This window comes from Streptomyces sp. NPDC104226 (assembly GCF_055584085.1).
This window is the reverse complement of the sequence record NZ_JBVJMS010000018.1, coordinates 45501-60612: the sequence shown is the minus strand read 5'-3', so window position 1 is coordinate 60612 and position 15112 is coordinate 45501. Positions and strand designations below refer to the sequence as shown.

Below are 15112 nucleotides of genomic sequence, written 5' to 3'. Positions count from 1 at the left end.
TCGCTCTGTCGGAATGATAGTTAGCTGGTATCATTGAGTCATGCTGTATGAGACTCCTCCACTCGACGCTGCGGACCTGAAGGTTCTGCACGAGGTAGACGGACTGCGCGAGCGGCTGCGTGACGCAGTGCAGCATGCGCCGATGAAGTGGACGCAAGACCTGCGCAAGGCGCTGACCGCGAGCGCGATCGCAGCGTCGAACACGATTGAGGGGTACCAGGTCGACGCGAAGGACGTCGCCGACCTGATGGACGGCGAACGCGAGGTCGACGCCAGCGAGGAGAACAAGGCGGAGACTCTCGCCTACCAGCAGGCGATGACGTACATCCAGTCCCTCCACGACGTCGCCGACTTCCGCTACAGCAAGGAACTCCTCAACGCACTGCACTGGATGCTCCAGGGCCATCACCACCCGCTGCGCACCGCCGGGCAGTGGCGCAAGACCTCGATCCGGATCACCGCGCCGGGCGATGAGCTCGCCACCGATTACGACGGACCCGACCAGGAGCTCGTGCCCGGCCTGATGGCCGAGCTGGTGGACTGGCTCAACGACGGCGACACCGAATCGCACGTCCTGATCCGGGCGGCGATGGCGCACCTGAACCTTGTGAAGATCCACCCGTGGTCCGACGGGAACGGCCGCATGTCCCGCTCCCTGCAGACTCTGCTGATCGCCCGCGGCGGCGTCCTCGCCCCCGAGTTCTCCTCGATCGAGGAATGGCTCGGGATGCCTGGCAACACCTGGGAGTACTACAAGGTGCTCCGGGAGGTCGGCGGACCGGTGTACTCGCCCGAGCGCGACACTCTGCCCTGGATCAAGTTCAACCTGCGCGCCTACCACGAGCAGGCGCAGCGGGTGCAGCACCGGGTCGACCGCTCGAACCAGGTCTGGATCGAGCTGATGGAGCACGCCGACGCCAACGGGATCAGCGAGCGGCAGGTCACCGCCCTCCACGAGGTCGCGATGGTGGGCCGGGTGCGCCGCTCGCGCTACGAGCGGCAGGAAGCGATCAACACCCAGCAGGCAACCCGCGACCTGCAGGCCCTGACGAAGGCCGAGGTGCTCACCGCGATCGGACAGACGAAGGGACGCCACTACGTGGCTGGCCCCCGCTTCCCGCAGAACGTCATGGCGACGGCCCGCCGCCCGCACCGCATCATCAACCCCTACGCCACCGCATAACACCAAGGCAGCTGGACTCGGGCGGGGGCAACGTCGTTCTCCACACCACCATGTCGGACGATCCGATCCTGGGACGCAAGATGATGGTGCGCTTTGCCACACCAGCCTTGGGCTGGGTCGGCGTGTTCTCTTCGGGCTCGGACCTGGCCCAGCTGGGGTGGGAGCTGTACCACTCGGCAGCGGCGACGGGCACTGAGGGACTGATCGGTTAGCCGGCGGCCGACCGTGTCCCACCACGGACGGGAACCGGTGCTACCACTTCGGGATGCGGGCGAGCGGATGGCGACGCCCCAGAGAAGAGGCATCTGGTGACCTGATTCTACCGGCGGTAGAATCAGGTCCATGAGCAACAGCAAGCCGACGAGCGTGAAGACCACCGAGGCCGTCCGCGACCGGCTGCGTATTCTCGCGCAGGAACGCGGCACCACGATCACCGAGCTCCTCGAAGAGCTTGCCTCGCTCCAGCCGACCCTGGCCGAGCAGGAGCAGCGCGCCCGGGAGGCTGCCCGCGAGCTCGGCCTGGAGTACACCGAGGAGCTCCAGCGCACCGGGCAGTCGGCCTGGGAGAAGATCCGCGCCCATCAGGACGGCGCCGCCGCGTGAGCTTGACCGCGGTCTTCGACCACACGGCACTGGCCGCCCTCTACCAGGCCGACGAATTCTTCACCGGGCTCTACATCGAGTCCTCCCGGGGCGGGGGCCGGGTCCTGATCCCCGCGCTGTCGATCCTGGCCGCCGACCGGCAGGTCCCGGGCGCCGGCGCACACTCCGCCAGGCTCCGCTTCGCCGAGACCGTCGACTTCAGTGCGGACCACGCCCTGGACGCCGCATCCTGGCCGACCACGCAGTGGGCGGTCACCCACCCTGCGGCCATCGCCTGGCAGGCCGCGAAAGCGGGGGAGCCCGTCACCGTCCTGTCCCTCGCCCCAGAGGCGTACGAAGGGACCGGGGTCTACCCCCTCAACCCGCGATAACCGCAGCCGGCGGTGCGCTCTTCCGGCCTTCGTCCACGAGCCGATAGCGCAGGCTGTCGACCTGCTCGCCGCGCACCAGGACCGGTTCGGGCCGGGACACCTCGGCACCGTAAGCCTGACGGCCAATCCAGGGCTCTACAGCAGTCCGCCGAGCGGCACACGGGCCAGGCCACTTCAACTCTTTCGTGCAAGCGGGGCGCGGTCAGCCTGTGCCGGACGCGGTCCGGAGTTCCTCGTCGGGCTGTCGGCTGTGGTCAGGGCGCAGGAGGGCCCGGGCGGCGAGGAGTGCGTGGTCGGTGTGGGTGTGGACGGGGAGTGCGGGCTGGTTGGTCTTGAGGAGGTAGAGCGTGGGCGGGTGTGCGCTGGAGGCCGCCATGGGGATCTTCTTGTCGGTGCAGTGACGGTAGGTGCGCAGGACCACGGAGGCGGCGGCCGTGGTGCCTGCGTCGGGGCCGAGTGCTCCCCTGCCGGCCCCAGGGAGGTGCGACAGGCAGGGCCACAAGGCCCTGCTGTGTCAGGCTTCCGGGCGTACCGGCTTCTGCTGAGCTGCGACCACCACGGCCCTGCATTCCTGGCAGAGGGGGTTCCCACCCAGCCCGTATCGAGCACATGTTCGCTGGCGCCGTCGGCAGGGGCCGGCCTGGTCGGGATTCCATGTTGCGAGTCCTGGACGTGGGGCAGGGGTGGGGGTGGTCATGAGCGGGCCCTTCTCGTGGACGGTGTTACGGGTCGTCGTCCCGTGGTGGCGGCGAGGGCTGCGGGACGGATGGTTCCGTGCCCGTAGCGGGCACGGGCGCGGTCGGTGACGGCCTCGATCGCGCGGGCTCGGTCGTCGGCGGGGTCGAAGGTGAGCTGCTCTCGGGCCTCCGTGAGGTGGCGGAGGTCGTGGGCTCGCAGGGTGATGGAGCGGACGCGGGCGCGCTGGAGGCCGAGGAGGTCGTAGAGCTCGTAGGCGGTGGTGGCGAGCGGGCGGGTGTGGGCGGTGGGTTCGGGCAGCGTACGGCTGCGTGAGCTGGCGGAGCGGTCGGCGTACCGGACGGACAGGCTGAGGCTTGTGGCGGCTTGGTGGTCGTCGCGCAGGCGGGCGCCGAGTTCTTCGGCGAGGTCCAGCAGGGCTCGGCGGTGCTCGTCGGGGTCCAGGACGTCGTGTGCGAAGGCGCGTTCCGCGCCGGCCGACTTCGCGACCGGCTCCCTTTGGACGGTGCGGAGGTCGTGTCCTTGGGCGTGGGCGTGCAGGGAGCGGCCGGTGGCGGCGCCGAAGATCCGGGTCAGGGCGGGCAGGGGTGCGTCGGCGAGGTCGCCGATCGTGTGCAACCCGAACGTACGGAGCTTGGCCGCGGTGGCCGGTCCGACTTGGTGGAGGGCTGCGACGGGGCGCGGGCGCAGCCACCGCTGGACGTCTTCGGCTTCGAGGACGGTGGTGCCGCCCGGCTCGGTCACGGTGGCCGCCATGGCCGCGAGCATGCGGTTCGGGGCGATCGCGCAGGTGGTCTGTACCCCGTACAGGGCCAGGGTCCGCATCCGCAGGAGCGCGGCAATGCCTTCGCAGTCACGATCGAAGTAGCGGAGCGCGCCGGTGATGTCCAGGTGTGCGGCGTCCGGCGGAAGGGCCTGGACTTTGGGGGTCAGGTTCTCGGCGAGGGCGAGGAGCTGCTCGTACAGCCCCGGGCGGCTGCCCGGCGGGATGTGGAAGTAGGCGTGGAGGATCCGTCGCTTGCTCATGGTCAGCCTGCCGATCCGGGGCTGGTGTAGCCGAGGGCTTTGAGGTCGGCGGCGCGGGTGCCGGCGGGCTGGAGGTCGGCGTAGGGGTGCAGGCGGGCCCCGCTGGTCCCGTTCGCGAGGGTTCGGGCCGGCCGGCTCTGTGCTGGTGTGGGGGCGAGCTGCTTCTGGCCGAGGAGGGCGAGGACGGCATCGGGGCCGTGATCACGGCGGGCAGCGGCGAGTTCGTCGAGGTTCCACACCATCTGGCCGACGACGGTCCGCCGAGGACCACGGGCCTCCACCGTCCCGCGGACGAGAAGCAGCCCGGAGTGGAAGGTGGTGTGGGCGACGGCGCCGTGGCTGTCGTCGAAGAACGCGACGTCCACCATTCCGAAGCCGTCCTCCAGGGTCACGAAGATGACGCGGCGGCCCGAGGGGATCGGGGGTGTCTGGGTGGAGGCGCGGACGCCCGCGACGAGGACCTGCTGACCGGGGTGCATCTGCTTGAGGTGGGCGGAGTCGGTGGCGCCCACCTCGCGCAGCAGCCGGTGGTGGTGCTCCATCAGGTGCTGGGACACGTCGATCTTCACGATGTTGATCTCCGCGTCGAGCGTCTCGCGGCTGGTCATCTCCGGCAGCCCGGACGGTTCGGCGGTGAGGAGTTCACCGTCGAGGGGCAGCTGGCCGGTGGCAGGCCGGGCCAGGGTGTGGCGGTGGAGCTCGGTGGTCTGCAGGAGGAGGTCGCGTCGGGTGAGGGGTCCGCGCAGGCTGTCGAGGGCGCCGATCTGGATGAGGCGCTCGGCGATGGGCAGGGCGGGGCGGCCGCGCTGCCACAGGTCCTGGAGGCCGGTGTAGGGCTGGGCGGCGGCGATCCGGGCGACCTGGTCCTGGTCGATGCCCTTCACCGAGGCCAGCGACATCCGCACCGCCCACACCCCGGACTCGGTCTCCTCGATGCGGTAATCGGGCGCCGAGAGGTTGATGTCGACGGGCAGGACCGGTACGCCGTGGCGGCGGGCATCGGAGACGATCACACGGGCCGGCCACATCCCGGGGTCGTGCTCGAGCAGCCCGGCGTAGAGGGCGGCGGGGTGGTGGGCCTTGAGCCAGGCCGACTGCAGCGCGGGGACGGCGAAGGCCACTGCGTGCGCGCGGCAGAACCCGTACGCGCCGAAGCTCTTGATGACCTCCCACACCTCATCGAGGACCGCGGGGGAGTAGCCGCGCGCGCCGGCGTCGCGCCGGAACCACGCTTCGACCTTGGGGAGCCGGTCGGGGTCGGCGAGTGCGCGGCGGGCGACCTCGCCGAGCGCGCGGTCGCAGCCGGTCATGACCGCGAGGATGCCGATGATCTGCTCGTGCCAGATCGTCACCCCGTAGGTGTCGGCGAGGACTGGTTCCAGGCTGGGGTGGGGGTAGCGGGCTGCGGCGCCGTGGCGGGCGGCGATGTAGAGGGCGGGCATGCCGCCCTTGACCGGGCCCGGCCGGAAGAGGCTGATGTCGGCGATGACGTCCTGGACGTCTCGGGGCTGGAGCCGGCCGACGAGGTCCTGCTGGCCGGGGCTTTCGAGCTGGAACATGCCCACGGTCGCGCTTGCCCGGATGAGCTCGAAGGCCGCGTGGTCACCGAGGGGGACGTGGTCGGGGTTGTCGAGGTCGAGCTGGCGGCCGGTGGTGCGGCGGATCTCGGCGACGGCGTGCGCCATCGCCGACTGCATCCGCACCCCCAGGACATCCAGCTTGAGCAGGCCCAGGTCTTCAACGTCGTGCTTGTCCGCCTGGACCATCGGGTACTGGCCGCCCGGTGTCGGCTGCACCGGGAGCCGGTCCAGGAGCGAGGCGTTGGAGATGATGACGCCGCAGGGGTGCATCGCGTAGCCGCGCGGCAGGGCATCCAGCCCTGAGGCGAGCTCCCACAGCGGCCCGTACGCGCCGGCTTCCGCGTTGAGGTGTTTGAGTTCGGGCAGGGTGGTGAGGGCGTCGCGGATGTCGCAGGCCCGGATGTGTGGGAAGGACTTCGCGATCATGTCCACCGTCTGCGGGGCGATCCCCAAGGCGAGGCCCGTGTCGCGCAGGGCGTGGCGGGCCCGATAGGTCTCCGGCATCCCGGTGACCGCGACCCTCTCGAGTCCGAAGCGCTCGATGATCCGGTCGTAGACCTCCAGCCGGCGTGCGGACTCGACGTCGATGTCGATGTCCGGCATCGAGCGCCGTCGGACGCTGAGAAACCGTTCGAAGAGCAGATTGTGGTCGAGCGGGTTGGCGGTGGCGATGAACAGAGCGTGGTTGACCATGCTTCCCGCCCCCGAACCGCGCGCGGCGACCCTGATCCCCATCGCCCGCACGTCCGCGACGACCTGCGCGATCGCCAAAAAGTACGCCTCGAAGCCGAGCCGGCCGATCACACCGAGCTCGTACTCCAACTGCTGGACCGCCCGCTCGTCGCGGTCCAGGCCCCGCGCGAACATCCCGTCCTCGCAGCGGCGCCGCAGCAACTCCAGCGCCCCGCCCTTCCCGGGCCGGGCGCCGACGACGGACGGCTCGGGGAAGTGCGGGGTCCCCATCCCGAGATCGGTTCTCGGGTCGATGACGCACGCCTGCGCCGCGGCGGTGGTCTCGGCGAGCAGAGCGCGGCCGCGGTCGCGGCCGGCACCCGCGGCCTCCGCGATCCGCTCGGCGGCCTGCGCCATCGCCTGCGGCCCTTTCAGCCAGCGCTCGCCGCAGTCCAGGCGGCGGCGGTCGATCGGCCTCAGCAGCCGGGCCGCGTCCAGGACATCGGCGATCTTGTGCTGGGCGGGGTCCGCGTAGCGCACGGCGTTGGTCAGCACAGCGGGGATGCTGAGTTGGTCGGCGAGGCCCAGGGTGCGGGCGGCCAGCCGAAGTGAGCCCGGGCCCGTGCCCGCAAGGCCCCACCACACCGTCTCCAGCCGCAGCCCCTCACCCACCACCTCACGCCACGGAGCGAGCAGGTGCTCGGCCAGGTCCGGACGCCCTCCGGCCAGCGCCCGAACCGGCTCCGAGGAGGGCCCCAGCAGGACCAGGAGGCCGTCGTCCGCGTATGTGCGCAAGCCCTCCCAGGACACCACCGGCCACCCGCCTGCCGCTTCCGCGTGCGCGGTGGACAGCAGACGGCACAGCCTGGCCCACCCCCGGGCATGCTGCGCCAGCAGCGTCACCCGCAGCCGCGGCTCCACCACGTGCGCGCCGCCCCGGTCCGGAGTTCGCACACGGGCGGCACTTCCCAGTGCGGGGGGCACCGCAGGTTCGACGGCGACGTCGACGCCGAATACGGGGCGGATCCCGGCCGCCGCGGTCGCCTTCGCGAACCGGACCGCGCCGGCCACGGTGTCGCGGTCGGTGAGAGCGACCGTGCTGATGCCCCGCTCGGCGGCACGTTGCACCAGGTCAGACGGGTGAGAGGCGCCGTAACGCGCCGAGAAGCCTGATGCGACGTGCAAGTGGACGCCACACGTCATGCCGCCACCTCCACCCGTCACCCGGTTCCAGCCGGGGTGGCCGAATCGCACCTCCAACGTACCGAACAAACATTCGAACAGTCGAATTGATTGGCCCATCGGAGACACCACACGGACCCATGCGGGTATGCGACGGGTGCGGGGTGCGGTCCGGCCACCTGGCCGCGACGGGGCCGCGCCCCGCCCGCCCCCTTCACCGAGGGCGGCCGCCGAACACCTCGGGGCCCGGAAGCAAGGACGGTGAGCTCCATGGCGCGTCCGGTATGGAGTGGCATCTTGAGCTTTGGCCTAGTGAGCCTGCCCGCTGGCCTGTACACGGCGACCGACAGCCATACGATCCACTTCCACCAGCTGCAGCGCGGCACTTCCGACCGGATCCGCAACCGCCGGGTGAACGAAAGCACCGGCAAGGAGGTCGAGCTCGACGAAATCGTCAAGGGCTTCGACACCGGCGAGGAGTACGTCCTCGTCGAGCCCGCCGAGCTGGACGAGATCGCCCCCGGCCGCTCCCAGGCTCTGGAGATCACCAGCTTCGTCGACCTCGACGACGTCGATCCGATCTTCTTCGACAAGACCTACTACCTGGGGCCGCGCGGCAAGGAGTACGCCAAGATCTACGCACTCCTGCAGAAGGCACTGGCGAAAGCGAACCGGGCCGGCGTTGCGACCTTCGTGATGCGCGGCCGCGAGTATCTCGTCGCCCTCAAGGCCGACGAGGCGCTCGGCCTCCTGACCGTCCACACCCTTCACTGGGCCGACGAGATCCGCGACCCTCACAAGGAGATCCCCGACCTGCCCGGCGCCGTGAAAGTCTCCGAGAAGGAAATGAAGATGGCCGAGCAGCTGATCAGCGCCCTGGCCACCGAGTGGGACCCGGAGAGCTTCCGGGACACCTTCCAGGAGAAGGTCGCCGCACTCATCGAGTCGAAGAAGACCGGTGAGGTAGTCGAGAAGGCCGAGCCCCCGGCGAAGGCCACCGGCGCCGTCGACCTCATGGAGGCCCTGCGCGCCAGCGTCGAGCGGGCCCGCAGCCCGAAGGACTCCAGCGAGAAGGCGACCACCGCGGCGAGCTCGAACAAGAAGAAGGCGCCGCCCGCGAAGAAGCGCATCACCTCGAAGGGCACGTCCTTGCAGTCACTGACGAAGGCCGAGCTCTACAAGAAGGCCGCAGCCGCCCACGTGCAGGGCCGCTCCTCCATGACCCACGACGAACTCGTTGACGCGCTCGCGACCGGGAAGGCCAGGCGGAGCCGGACCTGATTCGGCGCCGGCTGGTGCAGGCCACGCGAGCTGGGGTGTGTTTCAGCCCTGCTGGGCGAGGTGGGCCTGCAGCTCGGCGGTGAGCTCGGTGGCCGTGCGGGTGCCGTCGAGGACAAGGTCCGCGTGCTCGCGGGTGGAGGCGACGTGACGGGTGTCGGAGAGGGGGCGGACTCGATGGCGGCTCTGACCGGCAGGCTGGACGGTCTTGTCCTTCAGGACTCCCTGCGCACCGTGTCATACCGCGCGGTTCATTTGAGCCCCGGTGTCCGGTAGGGCGTTGTCAGGCGGCCGCGGCGTGGAGGAGAAGCAGGTCGAGTTCCGGTCCGTCTGGGCCCGCCTTGTACGGGCCGGCGTACTGGTAACCGAGCTGTCGGTAGAGCTGTTGGGCAGGGGCACCGGGCATGGCGAGGAGGGAGGCCCACTGGGGGCGTAGCGCGTCGAGGAGCGCGGTGTGGATGCGGGTGCCGATGCCATGGCCTTGCCAGCCGGGGCGTACGGCGAGTTCGCAGATTCCGGCGAGGGAGTCGGTGGTGCGGGCTTCCTCGGGGGTGATGTGGGGGAGGAGGGCTTCGCCGTACCAGTAGGCGGGGGTGCAGCGGAAGCCGTAGCCGTAGCCGACGAGGTGGCCGGCGACGTAGGCGGCAATGAGGGTGAAGTCGTCGCGGCGGGCGTGCCCGAGGATCTGGCGGCGCAGCGCGTCAGGGGTGAAGCCGGCTTCGGCGACGTCGAGGTGTTCGGCGTGAGCCTCGGCCCAGGTGTCGACGAGGGTGTCGAGGAGGAGGCCGGCGTCGCCAGCGCCGTAGCGGCGCAGGGTCACGGGGTCGGGCATCAGCAGTCCCTTCAGGCCGCGGGGACGGCGGCGCGGTAGGTATCGAGGTAGCCAGCGACGGCCCGGGCATCGTGGTGGGGCTGGAGGGTTCCGGCGATGTCACGCAGGGAGCGCAGGAGCCGTTCGGAACGGACGTCGGACAGGTAGGCGAGGGTGCGGTGCGCGGCGTCGGTGGCGGCGTCGAGGTCCGGGGTCTTCTTGCGGGCGTGGTGGAGGGCGATGTCGGCGGTGTAGAGGGCCCGGTTGCGGTGGTGGCCGTCGGCGAAGAGCATCACGGCCTGCTCGGCTCCGCCGGCTGCGCGCTCGTGCTGGCCGAGGTCGGCGCGGCAGAGGGATTCAAGGCCGGCGAGTTCCGCGGGGACGTAGAAGGTGAGCCAGCCGGGGTCCGCGTCGCGTGGTCCTTGGGCGTAGAGGTGATGTGCGTGGACGAGGGCCTGCTCGGTCAGGGTGCGGTCACCTTGGAGTGCCCAGCCGCGGGCTTCGCGCATCGCGAGGAGGGAGAGCCAGCGGGGGGAGCCGAGCGGGGCGACGAGGTGTTGGGCGACCTGGGCGGTGGTGACGGCTTCGCGGGGCCGACCGGTGGCGTGGGCGAGGAGGGACAGGCAGGCGAAGGCGTGGGCTTCGAGGCCGGGGTCAGCGGCCTGGCGGGCGGAGGCGAGGGCCTCGGTGTAGTGCGAGCGGGCGTCGTGGGGGCGCCCGGAGTCGAGGGCCAGCCAACCGGCGGCGACGGAGAGGTTGCCGGTGGCGGAGTGCAGGCGCCTGCCTGTCGGTTCGCTGTAGCGGCCCTGCCTCAGCCAGACGTACGCAGTGTTGAGCATGCTGGTGGCCTGGCGGCCGAGCTCGGCGGAGCCGTGGTCACGGTCCTGGGTGTAGAGGACGTGCTCGGCGTCTCGGAGCTGCTGGAGGTGGTCGCCGCCGATGGCGGGTCCACCCCGTGCGGGCTGGGCCGTGGCGGTCAGCAGCGCGGCGCCGGTTCCCAGGAGCACGGTGCGTCGCCGCATGGCCTCTTCCTCGCTTTCCGTCGGTGGCTGGGCCGTTCGCGCGTCGGGCAGGGTGAATCCGAGCTCGGCGACGGTCCGGCCGGTGACCTTGTGGAGCAGGCGCCGGTACAGCAGAGAGGGACAGGCGGTGGTGCCGTCCTCCCAGGTGGCGATCGTCCGGGTGACGCAGTGGACGGGTTCGCCGTACTCGACCGACTTCTTAACGAGGAACTCGGCGGCCTCCCGGCGGCTCAGCTGCCATTCCTTCTCGCGTAAGCGCCGGAAGATGTCGTTCGGTCTTCCCATGGGGACCCCCGCGCCGTAGCCGCGCCGAATGCTCTGCCTCGACGGTAGCGGCCCGCCCGCCCACGGCGACAGGCCCAGAGACTTGGAAATGGGTCGACAAGGCGGCGATTTCATCAGCATTTCCAAGCTGCCTGACATCGCATCAACCCTGCTCCAGCCGCTTCTCTGATCCCGGCCTCGGCAAAAGCGGGGCAGGGCGTGACGGCCTCGTCGTCACCGGCGGACAGGGGAAACGCGTGAGCGCGCCGGCACGTGCATGGAGGGTTCTCGGCGGAACGCCGGAACTCGCAGACACACCCGCACCATCTGCCCGTCCGCCCTGTGGCGACATCACCGTGCGGGTCGCGTACGCGGGCATCTGCGGCAGTGACCTGCCCAAGCTCTCTCCGGCCTGGAACGGCCCGGTGCCCGTGCCCTGGTTCCCGGGGCACGAGATCGTCGGCACGGACACGAGATCGGGCCACTGGGTCGTCGTCGATCCGCTGATCGGCTGCGCGCGGTGCGAGCACTGCCACAGCGGGCGACCCCATTTATGCCGGGGTCTTCGCCGCATCGGATGGGACCTCCCCGGTGGCTTCGCCGACCTGGTGCAGGTTCCGGAAACCAACGTGGTGAAACTTCCTGCCCTACGCGACCTCGCCCACGGGGTACTGGCCGATCCGATGGCGGTGGCCGTCCACGGCGTGCGCTGCGGGCTGCCCGCCCCGCACGGAAGGCTCGGCGTCATCGGCGCGGGCACGCTGGGCATCTGCACCGCGATCTGCGCCGTGGCCGCGGGCTGGGACGTCCACCTCTCAGTCCGGACTGCCGCGCGCCTCGAGCAGCTGACCGCCGCCGTCGCCCGGCCCGGCCTCACCCTCCACCACGGCGCCCTGCCGCCCTGCGAGTCCGTCGTGGACACCGCTACGGGCCAGGACGACTCCGCCCTGCGCCAGGCCGCCACCGCAGTACGGGACGGGGGATTGATCCTCGTCCAGAACGCCTACGCCCCCGGCGTCACCCTCTCGGTCCCGCTCCGTGACCTCTTCCGCCGCTCGGTCACCCTGCGCGGCTCCTTCTCGTACTGCCGGGCCGACGGACGCGACGACTTCCGCGACGCGCTCACTCTCCTTGAGCCGGGCGGCACCTGGGCCGACCTGCTGACCCGCCACCGCTATCCCCTGGGCGAACTCGCCCGCGCCCTGGAGGCGCTGCAGCACCAGAGCGCGGACCGCCCGATCAAAGCCCTGCTGACCCCGCACACCTGAACAGCTCGGAGGAAAGCCATGGCCGTCTTCATCCACCCGCTGATCCACAAGATCAACTCTCGTGCGCCGATCGAACCCCAGGACGTCTACGACGGGATCCTCGCCATCCTCGAACTCCCCGCGGGCAACACGCGTGATGTGACGCTCGGAAGCGTTCTGACCGGCCTGCTGCTGCGCGGCCCGAGGATCGAGGAGGTTGAGGCCGCCGTCCGCGCGGCCACCCACCTGGACCGTGACGCCTGGGACTACCACCAGCCGCCCCCGGGGCTGCACGTCGTCAGCTATACCGGCAGCGGTAAGAAGACCCTCAAGACGATCAACCTGAGTTCGGCCGCCGCGCTCGTCGCCGCGGCAGCAGGCGCGCACATCGCCAAGCTCGGTTCGCGCAGCGCCTCCTCCAAGACCGGCTCGCGCGACTTCATCGACCTCGTCGGCGCGGACGTCGTATCCGTGCCCCACCGGGAGATGGTCGCCATCACCGCCGAGGCCGGCTTCGGCTTCTTCTCCATCGAGCAGCGGGTCCCCCGGTTCGACCGCCGGTACGGCGGGCGGTTCCAGGCGGTTCATGCGCTGAGCCTGGCCCTTCCCGCGCTGCTGGGCCCTGTGGTCTGCTCCGCCCACGTCTACGGACTTTCCCACCCCGCCGTCCACGTCTCCGCGCAGCTCCTGTCCCGGCTCGGTCTGTCCGACGTGACCGTCATCAACTCCGACGCCGGGGCGACGGTGGAGGTCGACGAACTCCTGCCCGGCACCACCGTGCGAGCCTGCCGGATCAGCAACAGCCGACAGGACCCGGGGCTCGCCGCCGACCTGGAGGAGGTCGCCGCGTCGATGCCCCGCCGCCTGAATGGGGTCACCCAGCACCCCGACCCTCGGGCCAACGTGGCTGCCGCCCTGCAGGTTCTGGCCGGCGCCGGGGATCCAGGGGCCCGTGACGCTGTCGCCCTCAACGCGGCCCTGCTCCTGCGCGCCGCCCGCATCACCCCGACGCTGCGCTCCGGACTCGACACCGCGCTGAGCATCCTGCGTGACGGCGCCGGCCTGGACACCCTGCTCCGCTTCGTCCGCCTCACCGGTGGCTCGCCCCGAGCCATCGACGACCTGCTGCTTCGTACCCACTCCGATCTGGCCTTGGTACCCGTCAGGAGGACCGCATGCTGACCCGCGACGAGCTGGGCATCATCCACCTGGTCCTCAACACCGACTGCAACGCCTGGGACCTGCAGGCCACCTCCGCATCGCCGGGGGTGTGCAGGTTCTGCTACCGCGAACGCAACCGCGTCCAGACCGACGCCAGCACCGTCGCCCGCGTGATCGACTGCCTGCGAGCCGAGTCGCAGGCCGACCGGATCGTCTTCACCGGAGGCGACCCGCTCATGCCCTACGACAACCACCTCGAAGCCGCCCTCCAGCACGCGCACACGAGCGGCTTCGAGACGAACCTCCACACCAACGGTCTCCTCCTCCAGGACCGGTACGCCCGCATCCGCGAGTTCGTGAACGTCTACTCCCTGGCCGTGGACGGCCCGGACGCCGAGAGCGCCGACTGGTTCCGCGGCCAGGGCTACTTCCAGCGCTTCCACGACAACGTCACGATGCTCGCCGCCGACCGGCGCACGCTCGCCTTCAACACCTTCACCACCGAGCACTCCGTACGGGCGCTCCCGCGCCTGGCCCGCCTCATCGGTGATCTCGCCGACGCCACCAGGGTCGAGTACTGGCTGATCTCGCAGTACCGGCCCATCGGCCGCGCCACCCCCAAGAAGGCGCAGCTCTACGGTTTCGGGCGCGAGGACTTCCTCGAGGCCGTGAACACCGTGCGCGCCCTGGTGCCCGGGATCCCGGTCTTCGATCAGCCGACCCGCGACCCGCAGGACACCTACCCGCTGCGGATCTGGGTTCTGGCGGACGGCACCGTCACCGCCGACCTCGGCAGCGTCACCTCGGTACGCAACGCCGTGCTCGGCAACCTGCTGACCGACGGCTTCGAACCGCTCGTCCGCCGCGCCTTCGATCTGCGTGCCCAGCGGCCCTCCCCGAAGGAAGTGACCTCGTGAAGTTCGACGCCGCCTACTACGACCACGTCATCGACGCACACCGCTACGAGCGCCTGGGGCTGGGTGCCATCGACTTCGACCTCGCCGGCATGACCCGCGGCGACATCTCCACCAAGTGGGTCTGCCACACCGGCGCCCGCGAGTTCGCCGACGCGGTCGCCACCGGCCACAGCGCGACCGTTACCACCGGTGTCGGGCTCGGCGGCCCGCCCCACGCGGGCACCGTCTTCCAGCTCCTGCGGGCCATCAAGCTCCAGCAGCAGGGCCTCGACGTGCAGATTGTCCTCGGAGACCTCGACTCCTACAACGCCCGCCGCATCCCCCTGCAAGCAGTACGCCACCTCGCAGACCAGTACGAGGAGTTCGTACTCCGCCTCGGCTTCGACGCGCAGCGCGGCATCCTGCGCCGCCAGGAAGGCCACGCCGACGTGCTGGCCACCGCCTTCCTGCTCGCCCGGCACCTCGAGGACGAGGACTTCCGCTGGGCCGAGGAAGACCTCTCCGCCCTCTACCGCAGCCACGGCGTCTTCGACCGCCTCACCTACGGCATGAAGCAGTCCACCCTCCTCATGACCGCCGACTTCCTCCACCTGCTCGCCGAGGGCCGCCACGTCCTGGTCTCCCTCGGCGTCGACGAGCACAAGTACGTGGCCCTCGCCCGCCGCGGAGCCGAACGCTCAGGACTCCCCGCCGAGCGCCTCGCCGGCATCTACACCAAGATGATCCCCGGCCTGGGCGGCCTGCCGAAGATGAGCAAGAGCATCCCCGGCTCCGGCATCGACGCCTCCATGAACGCCGACACCATCCGCGCCCTGCTCACCGCCGACACCGACACCGCACCCGAGGACAACGGCTCGGCCATGCTCCAGATGTACGCATGCCTGCCCGAGGTCGACAGCAACGACTACGCCCGCGCCGCCGCAGCACGCCGCAACGGCAGCCCTGAGTGGCAGACCCTGCGCGAGGAGATCACCGAACACGTGATCACCATGTTCTCCATGTGGCCCAGGTAGCCAGGCTCCAGAACGTTGCCGCCACCGCATCCGTTGCCCCTCGCAGCTGAACCGGGGACAGCCGCTCGCGGGCAGCGCAGGTGGCC

Annotated in this window: 13 protein-coding genes; 8 read left to right on the top strand and 5 right to left on the bottom strand. The window is 70.6% G+C overall.

The genetic code is table 11. The annotated features are described in order from the left end of the window. Positions 1-40 precede the first annotated feature (40 nt). The 3 genes from ACZ60J_RS38380 to ACZ60J_RS38370 all read left to right on the top strand — a co-directional run bounded on the left by ACZ60J_RS38380 (position 41) and on the right by ACZ60J_RS38370 (position 2157). Positions 41-1183, top strand: coding sequence for a Fic family protein (locus ACZ60J_RS38380; RefSeq protein ID WP_469688806.1), 1143 nt, complete (start codon positions 41-43; stop codon positions 1181-1183). 342 nt (positions 1184-1525) lie between these two features. Then, the gene (locus tag ACZ60J_RS38375) at positions 1526-1786 is read left to right on the top strand and encodes a hypothetical protein (protein WP_469688805.1); all 261 of its coding nucleotides are present in this window, start codon (positions 1526-1528) and stop codon (positions 1784-1786) included. Continuing rightward, positions 1783-2157 (top strand): PIN domain-containing protein, encoded by a 375-nt coding sequence (locus ACZ60J_RS38370; RefSeq protein ID WP_469688804.1) that lies wholly within the window; start codon positions 1783-1785, stop codon positions 2155-2157. The genes ACZ60J_RS38375 and ACZ60J_RS38370 overlap by 4 nt, the downstream gene beginning before the upstream one ends. A gap of 202 nt (positions 2158-2359) precedes the next feature. Here the strand turns inward: ACZ60J_RS38370 and ACZ60J_RS38365 are convergent, their stop codons facing one another. The 3 genes from ACZ60J_RS38365 to ACZ60J_RS38355 form a co-directional block, all read right to left on the bottom strand. Next, positions 2360-2533, bottom strand: a complete 174-nt coding sequence (locus tag ACZ60J_RS38365; RefSeq protein WP_469688803.1) for a hypothetical protein — start codon at positions 2531-2533, stop codon at positions 2360-2362. A gap of 317 nt (positions 2534-2850) precedes the next feature. Then, positions 2851-3879 carry a DNA polymerase Y family protein gene (locus ACZ60J_RS38360; RefSeq protein ID WP_469688802.1) on the bottom strand — a complete coding sequence of 343 codons (1029 nt, stop codon included), beginning with the start codon at positions 3877-3879 and terminating at the stop codon, positions 2851-2853. A 2-nt stretch (positions 3880-3881) separates the two neighbouring features. Beyond that, on the bottom strand, positions 3882-7334 hold the full coding sequence (locus ACZ60J_RS38355) for a DNA polymerase III subunit alpha (protein WP_469688801.1): 3453 nt from the start codon (positions 7332-7334) through the stop codon (positions 3882-3884). Positions 7335-7625: 291 nt separating this feature from the next. On the opposite strand from ACZ60J_RS38355, the gene ku reads away from it, so the two are divergent. Then, a complete protein-coding gene (gene ku, locus ACZ60J_RS38350; RefSeq protein ID WP_469688800.1) occupies positions 7626-8594 on the top strand; it encodes a non-homologous end joining protein Ku in 969 nt (322 codons plus the stop codon). Between the two features lie 280 nt (positions 8595-8874). On the opposite strand, the gene ACZ60J_RS38345 is transcribed toward ku, so the two are convergent. Next, entirely contained in the window at positions 8875-9423 is a 549-nt protein-coding gene (locus ACZ60J_RS38345; protein WP_469688799.1) for a GNAT family N-acetyltransferase, read from the bottom strand. Positions 9424-9434: 11 nt separating this feature from the next. Further along, positions 9435-10709, bottom strand: a complete 1275-nt coding sequence (locus ACZ60J_RS38340) for a hypothetical protein (protein WP_469688798.1) — start codon at positions 10707-10709, stop codon at positions 9435-9437. Between the two features lie 335 nt (positions 10710-11044). Between ACZ60J_RS38340 and ACZ60J_RS38335 the strand changes: the two genes are divergently transcribed. The 4 genes from ACZ60J_RS38335 to ACZ60J_RS38320 are packed head-to-tail and all read left to right on the top strand — an operon-like array spanning position 11045 to position 15026. Beyond that, positions 11045-11956 carry a zinc-dependent alcohol dehydrogenase gene (locus tag ACZ60J_RS38335; protein WP_469688797.1) on the top strand — a complete coding sequence of 304 codons (912 nt, stop codon included), beginning with the start codon at positions 11045-11047 and terminating at the stop codon, positions 11954-11956. An 18-nt stretch (positions 11957-11974) separates the two neighbouring features. After that, a complete protein-coding gene (locus tag ACZ60J_RS38330) occupies positions 11975-13117 on the top strand; it encodes a hypothetical protein (RefSeq protein WP_469688796.1) in 1143 nt (380 codons plus the stop codon). Beyond that, complete coding sequence (locus ACZ60J_RS38325) at positions 13111-14013, top strand: radical SAM protein (RefSeq protein ID WP_469688795.1); 903 nt, start codon at positions 13111-13113, stop codon at positions 14011-14013. The genes ACZ60J_RS38330 and ACZ60J_RS38325 overlap by 7 nt, the downstream gene beginning before the upstream one ends. Beyond that, positions 14010-15026, top strand: coding sequence for a nucleotidyl transferase family protein (locus ACZ60J_RS38320; RefSeq protein ID WP_469688794.1), 1017 nt, complete (start codon positions 14010-14012; stop codon positions 15024-15026). Before ACZ60J_RS38325 ends, ACZ60J_RS38320 begins: the two co-directional genes overlap by 4 nt. Positions 15027-15112: the final 86 nt, after the last annotated feature.

Bases quoted from the DNA above. Each gene is read 5' to 3' on its own strand.
- ACZ60J_RS38340 (WP_469688798.1), bottom strand. From the start codon at position 10,709: ATGGGAAGACCGAACGACATCTTCCGGCGCTTACGCGAGAAGGAATGG.
- ACZ60J_RS38375 (WP_469688805.1), top strand. From the start codon at position 1,526: ATGAGCAACAGCAAGCCGACGAGCGTGAAGACCACCGAGGCCGTCCGC.
- ACZ60J_RS38325 (WP_469688795.1), top strand. From the start codon at position 13,111: ATGCTGACCCGCGACGAGCTGGGCATCATCCACCTGGTCCTCAACACC.
- ACZ60J_RS38345 (WP_469688799.1), bottom strand. From the start codon at position 9,423: ATGCCCGACCCCGTGACCCTGCGCCGCTACGGCGCTGGCGACGCCGGC.
- ACZ60J_RS38360 (WP_469688802.1), bottom strand. From the start codon at position 3,879: ATGAGCAAGCGACGGATCCTCCACGCCTACTTCCACATCCCGCCGGGC.
- ACZ60J_RS38330 (WP_469688796.1), top strand. From the start codon at position 11,975: ATGGCCGTCTTCATCCACCCGCTGATCCACAAGATCAACTCTCGTGCG.
- ACZ60J_RS38355 (WP_469688801.1), bottom strand. From the start codon at position 7,334: ATGACGTGTGGCGTCCACTTGCACGTCGCATCAGGCTTCTCGGCGCGT.
- ACZ60J_RS38380 (WP_469688806.1), top strand. From the start codon at position 41: ATGCTGTATGAGACTCCTCCACTCGACGCTGCGGACCTGAAGGTTCTG.
- ACZ60J_RS38365 (WP_469688803.1), bottom strand. From the start codon at position 2,533: ATGGCGGCCTCCAGCGCACACCCGCCCACGCTCTACCTCCTCAAGACC.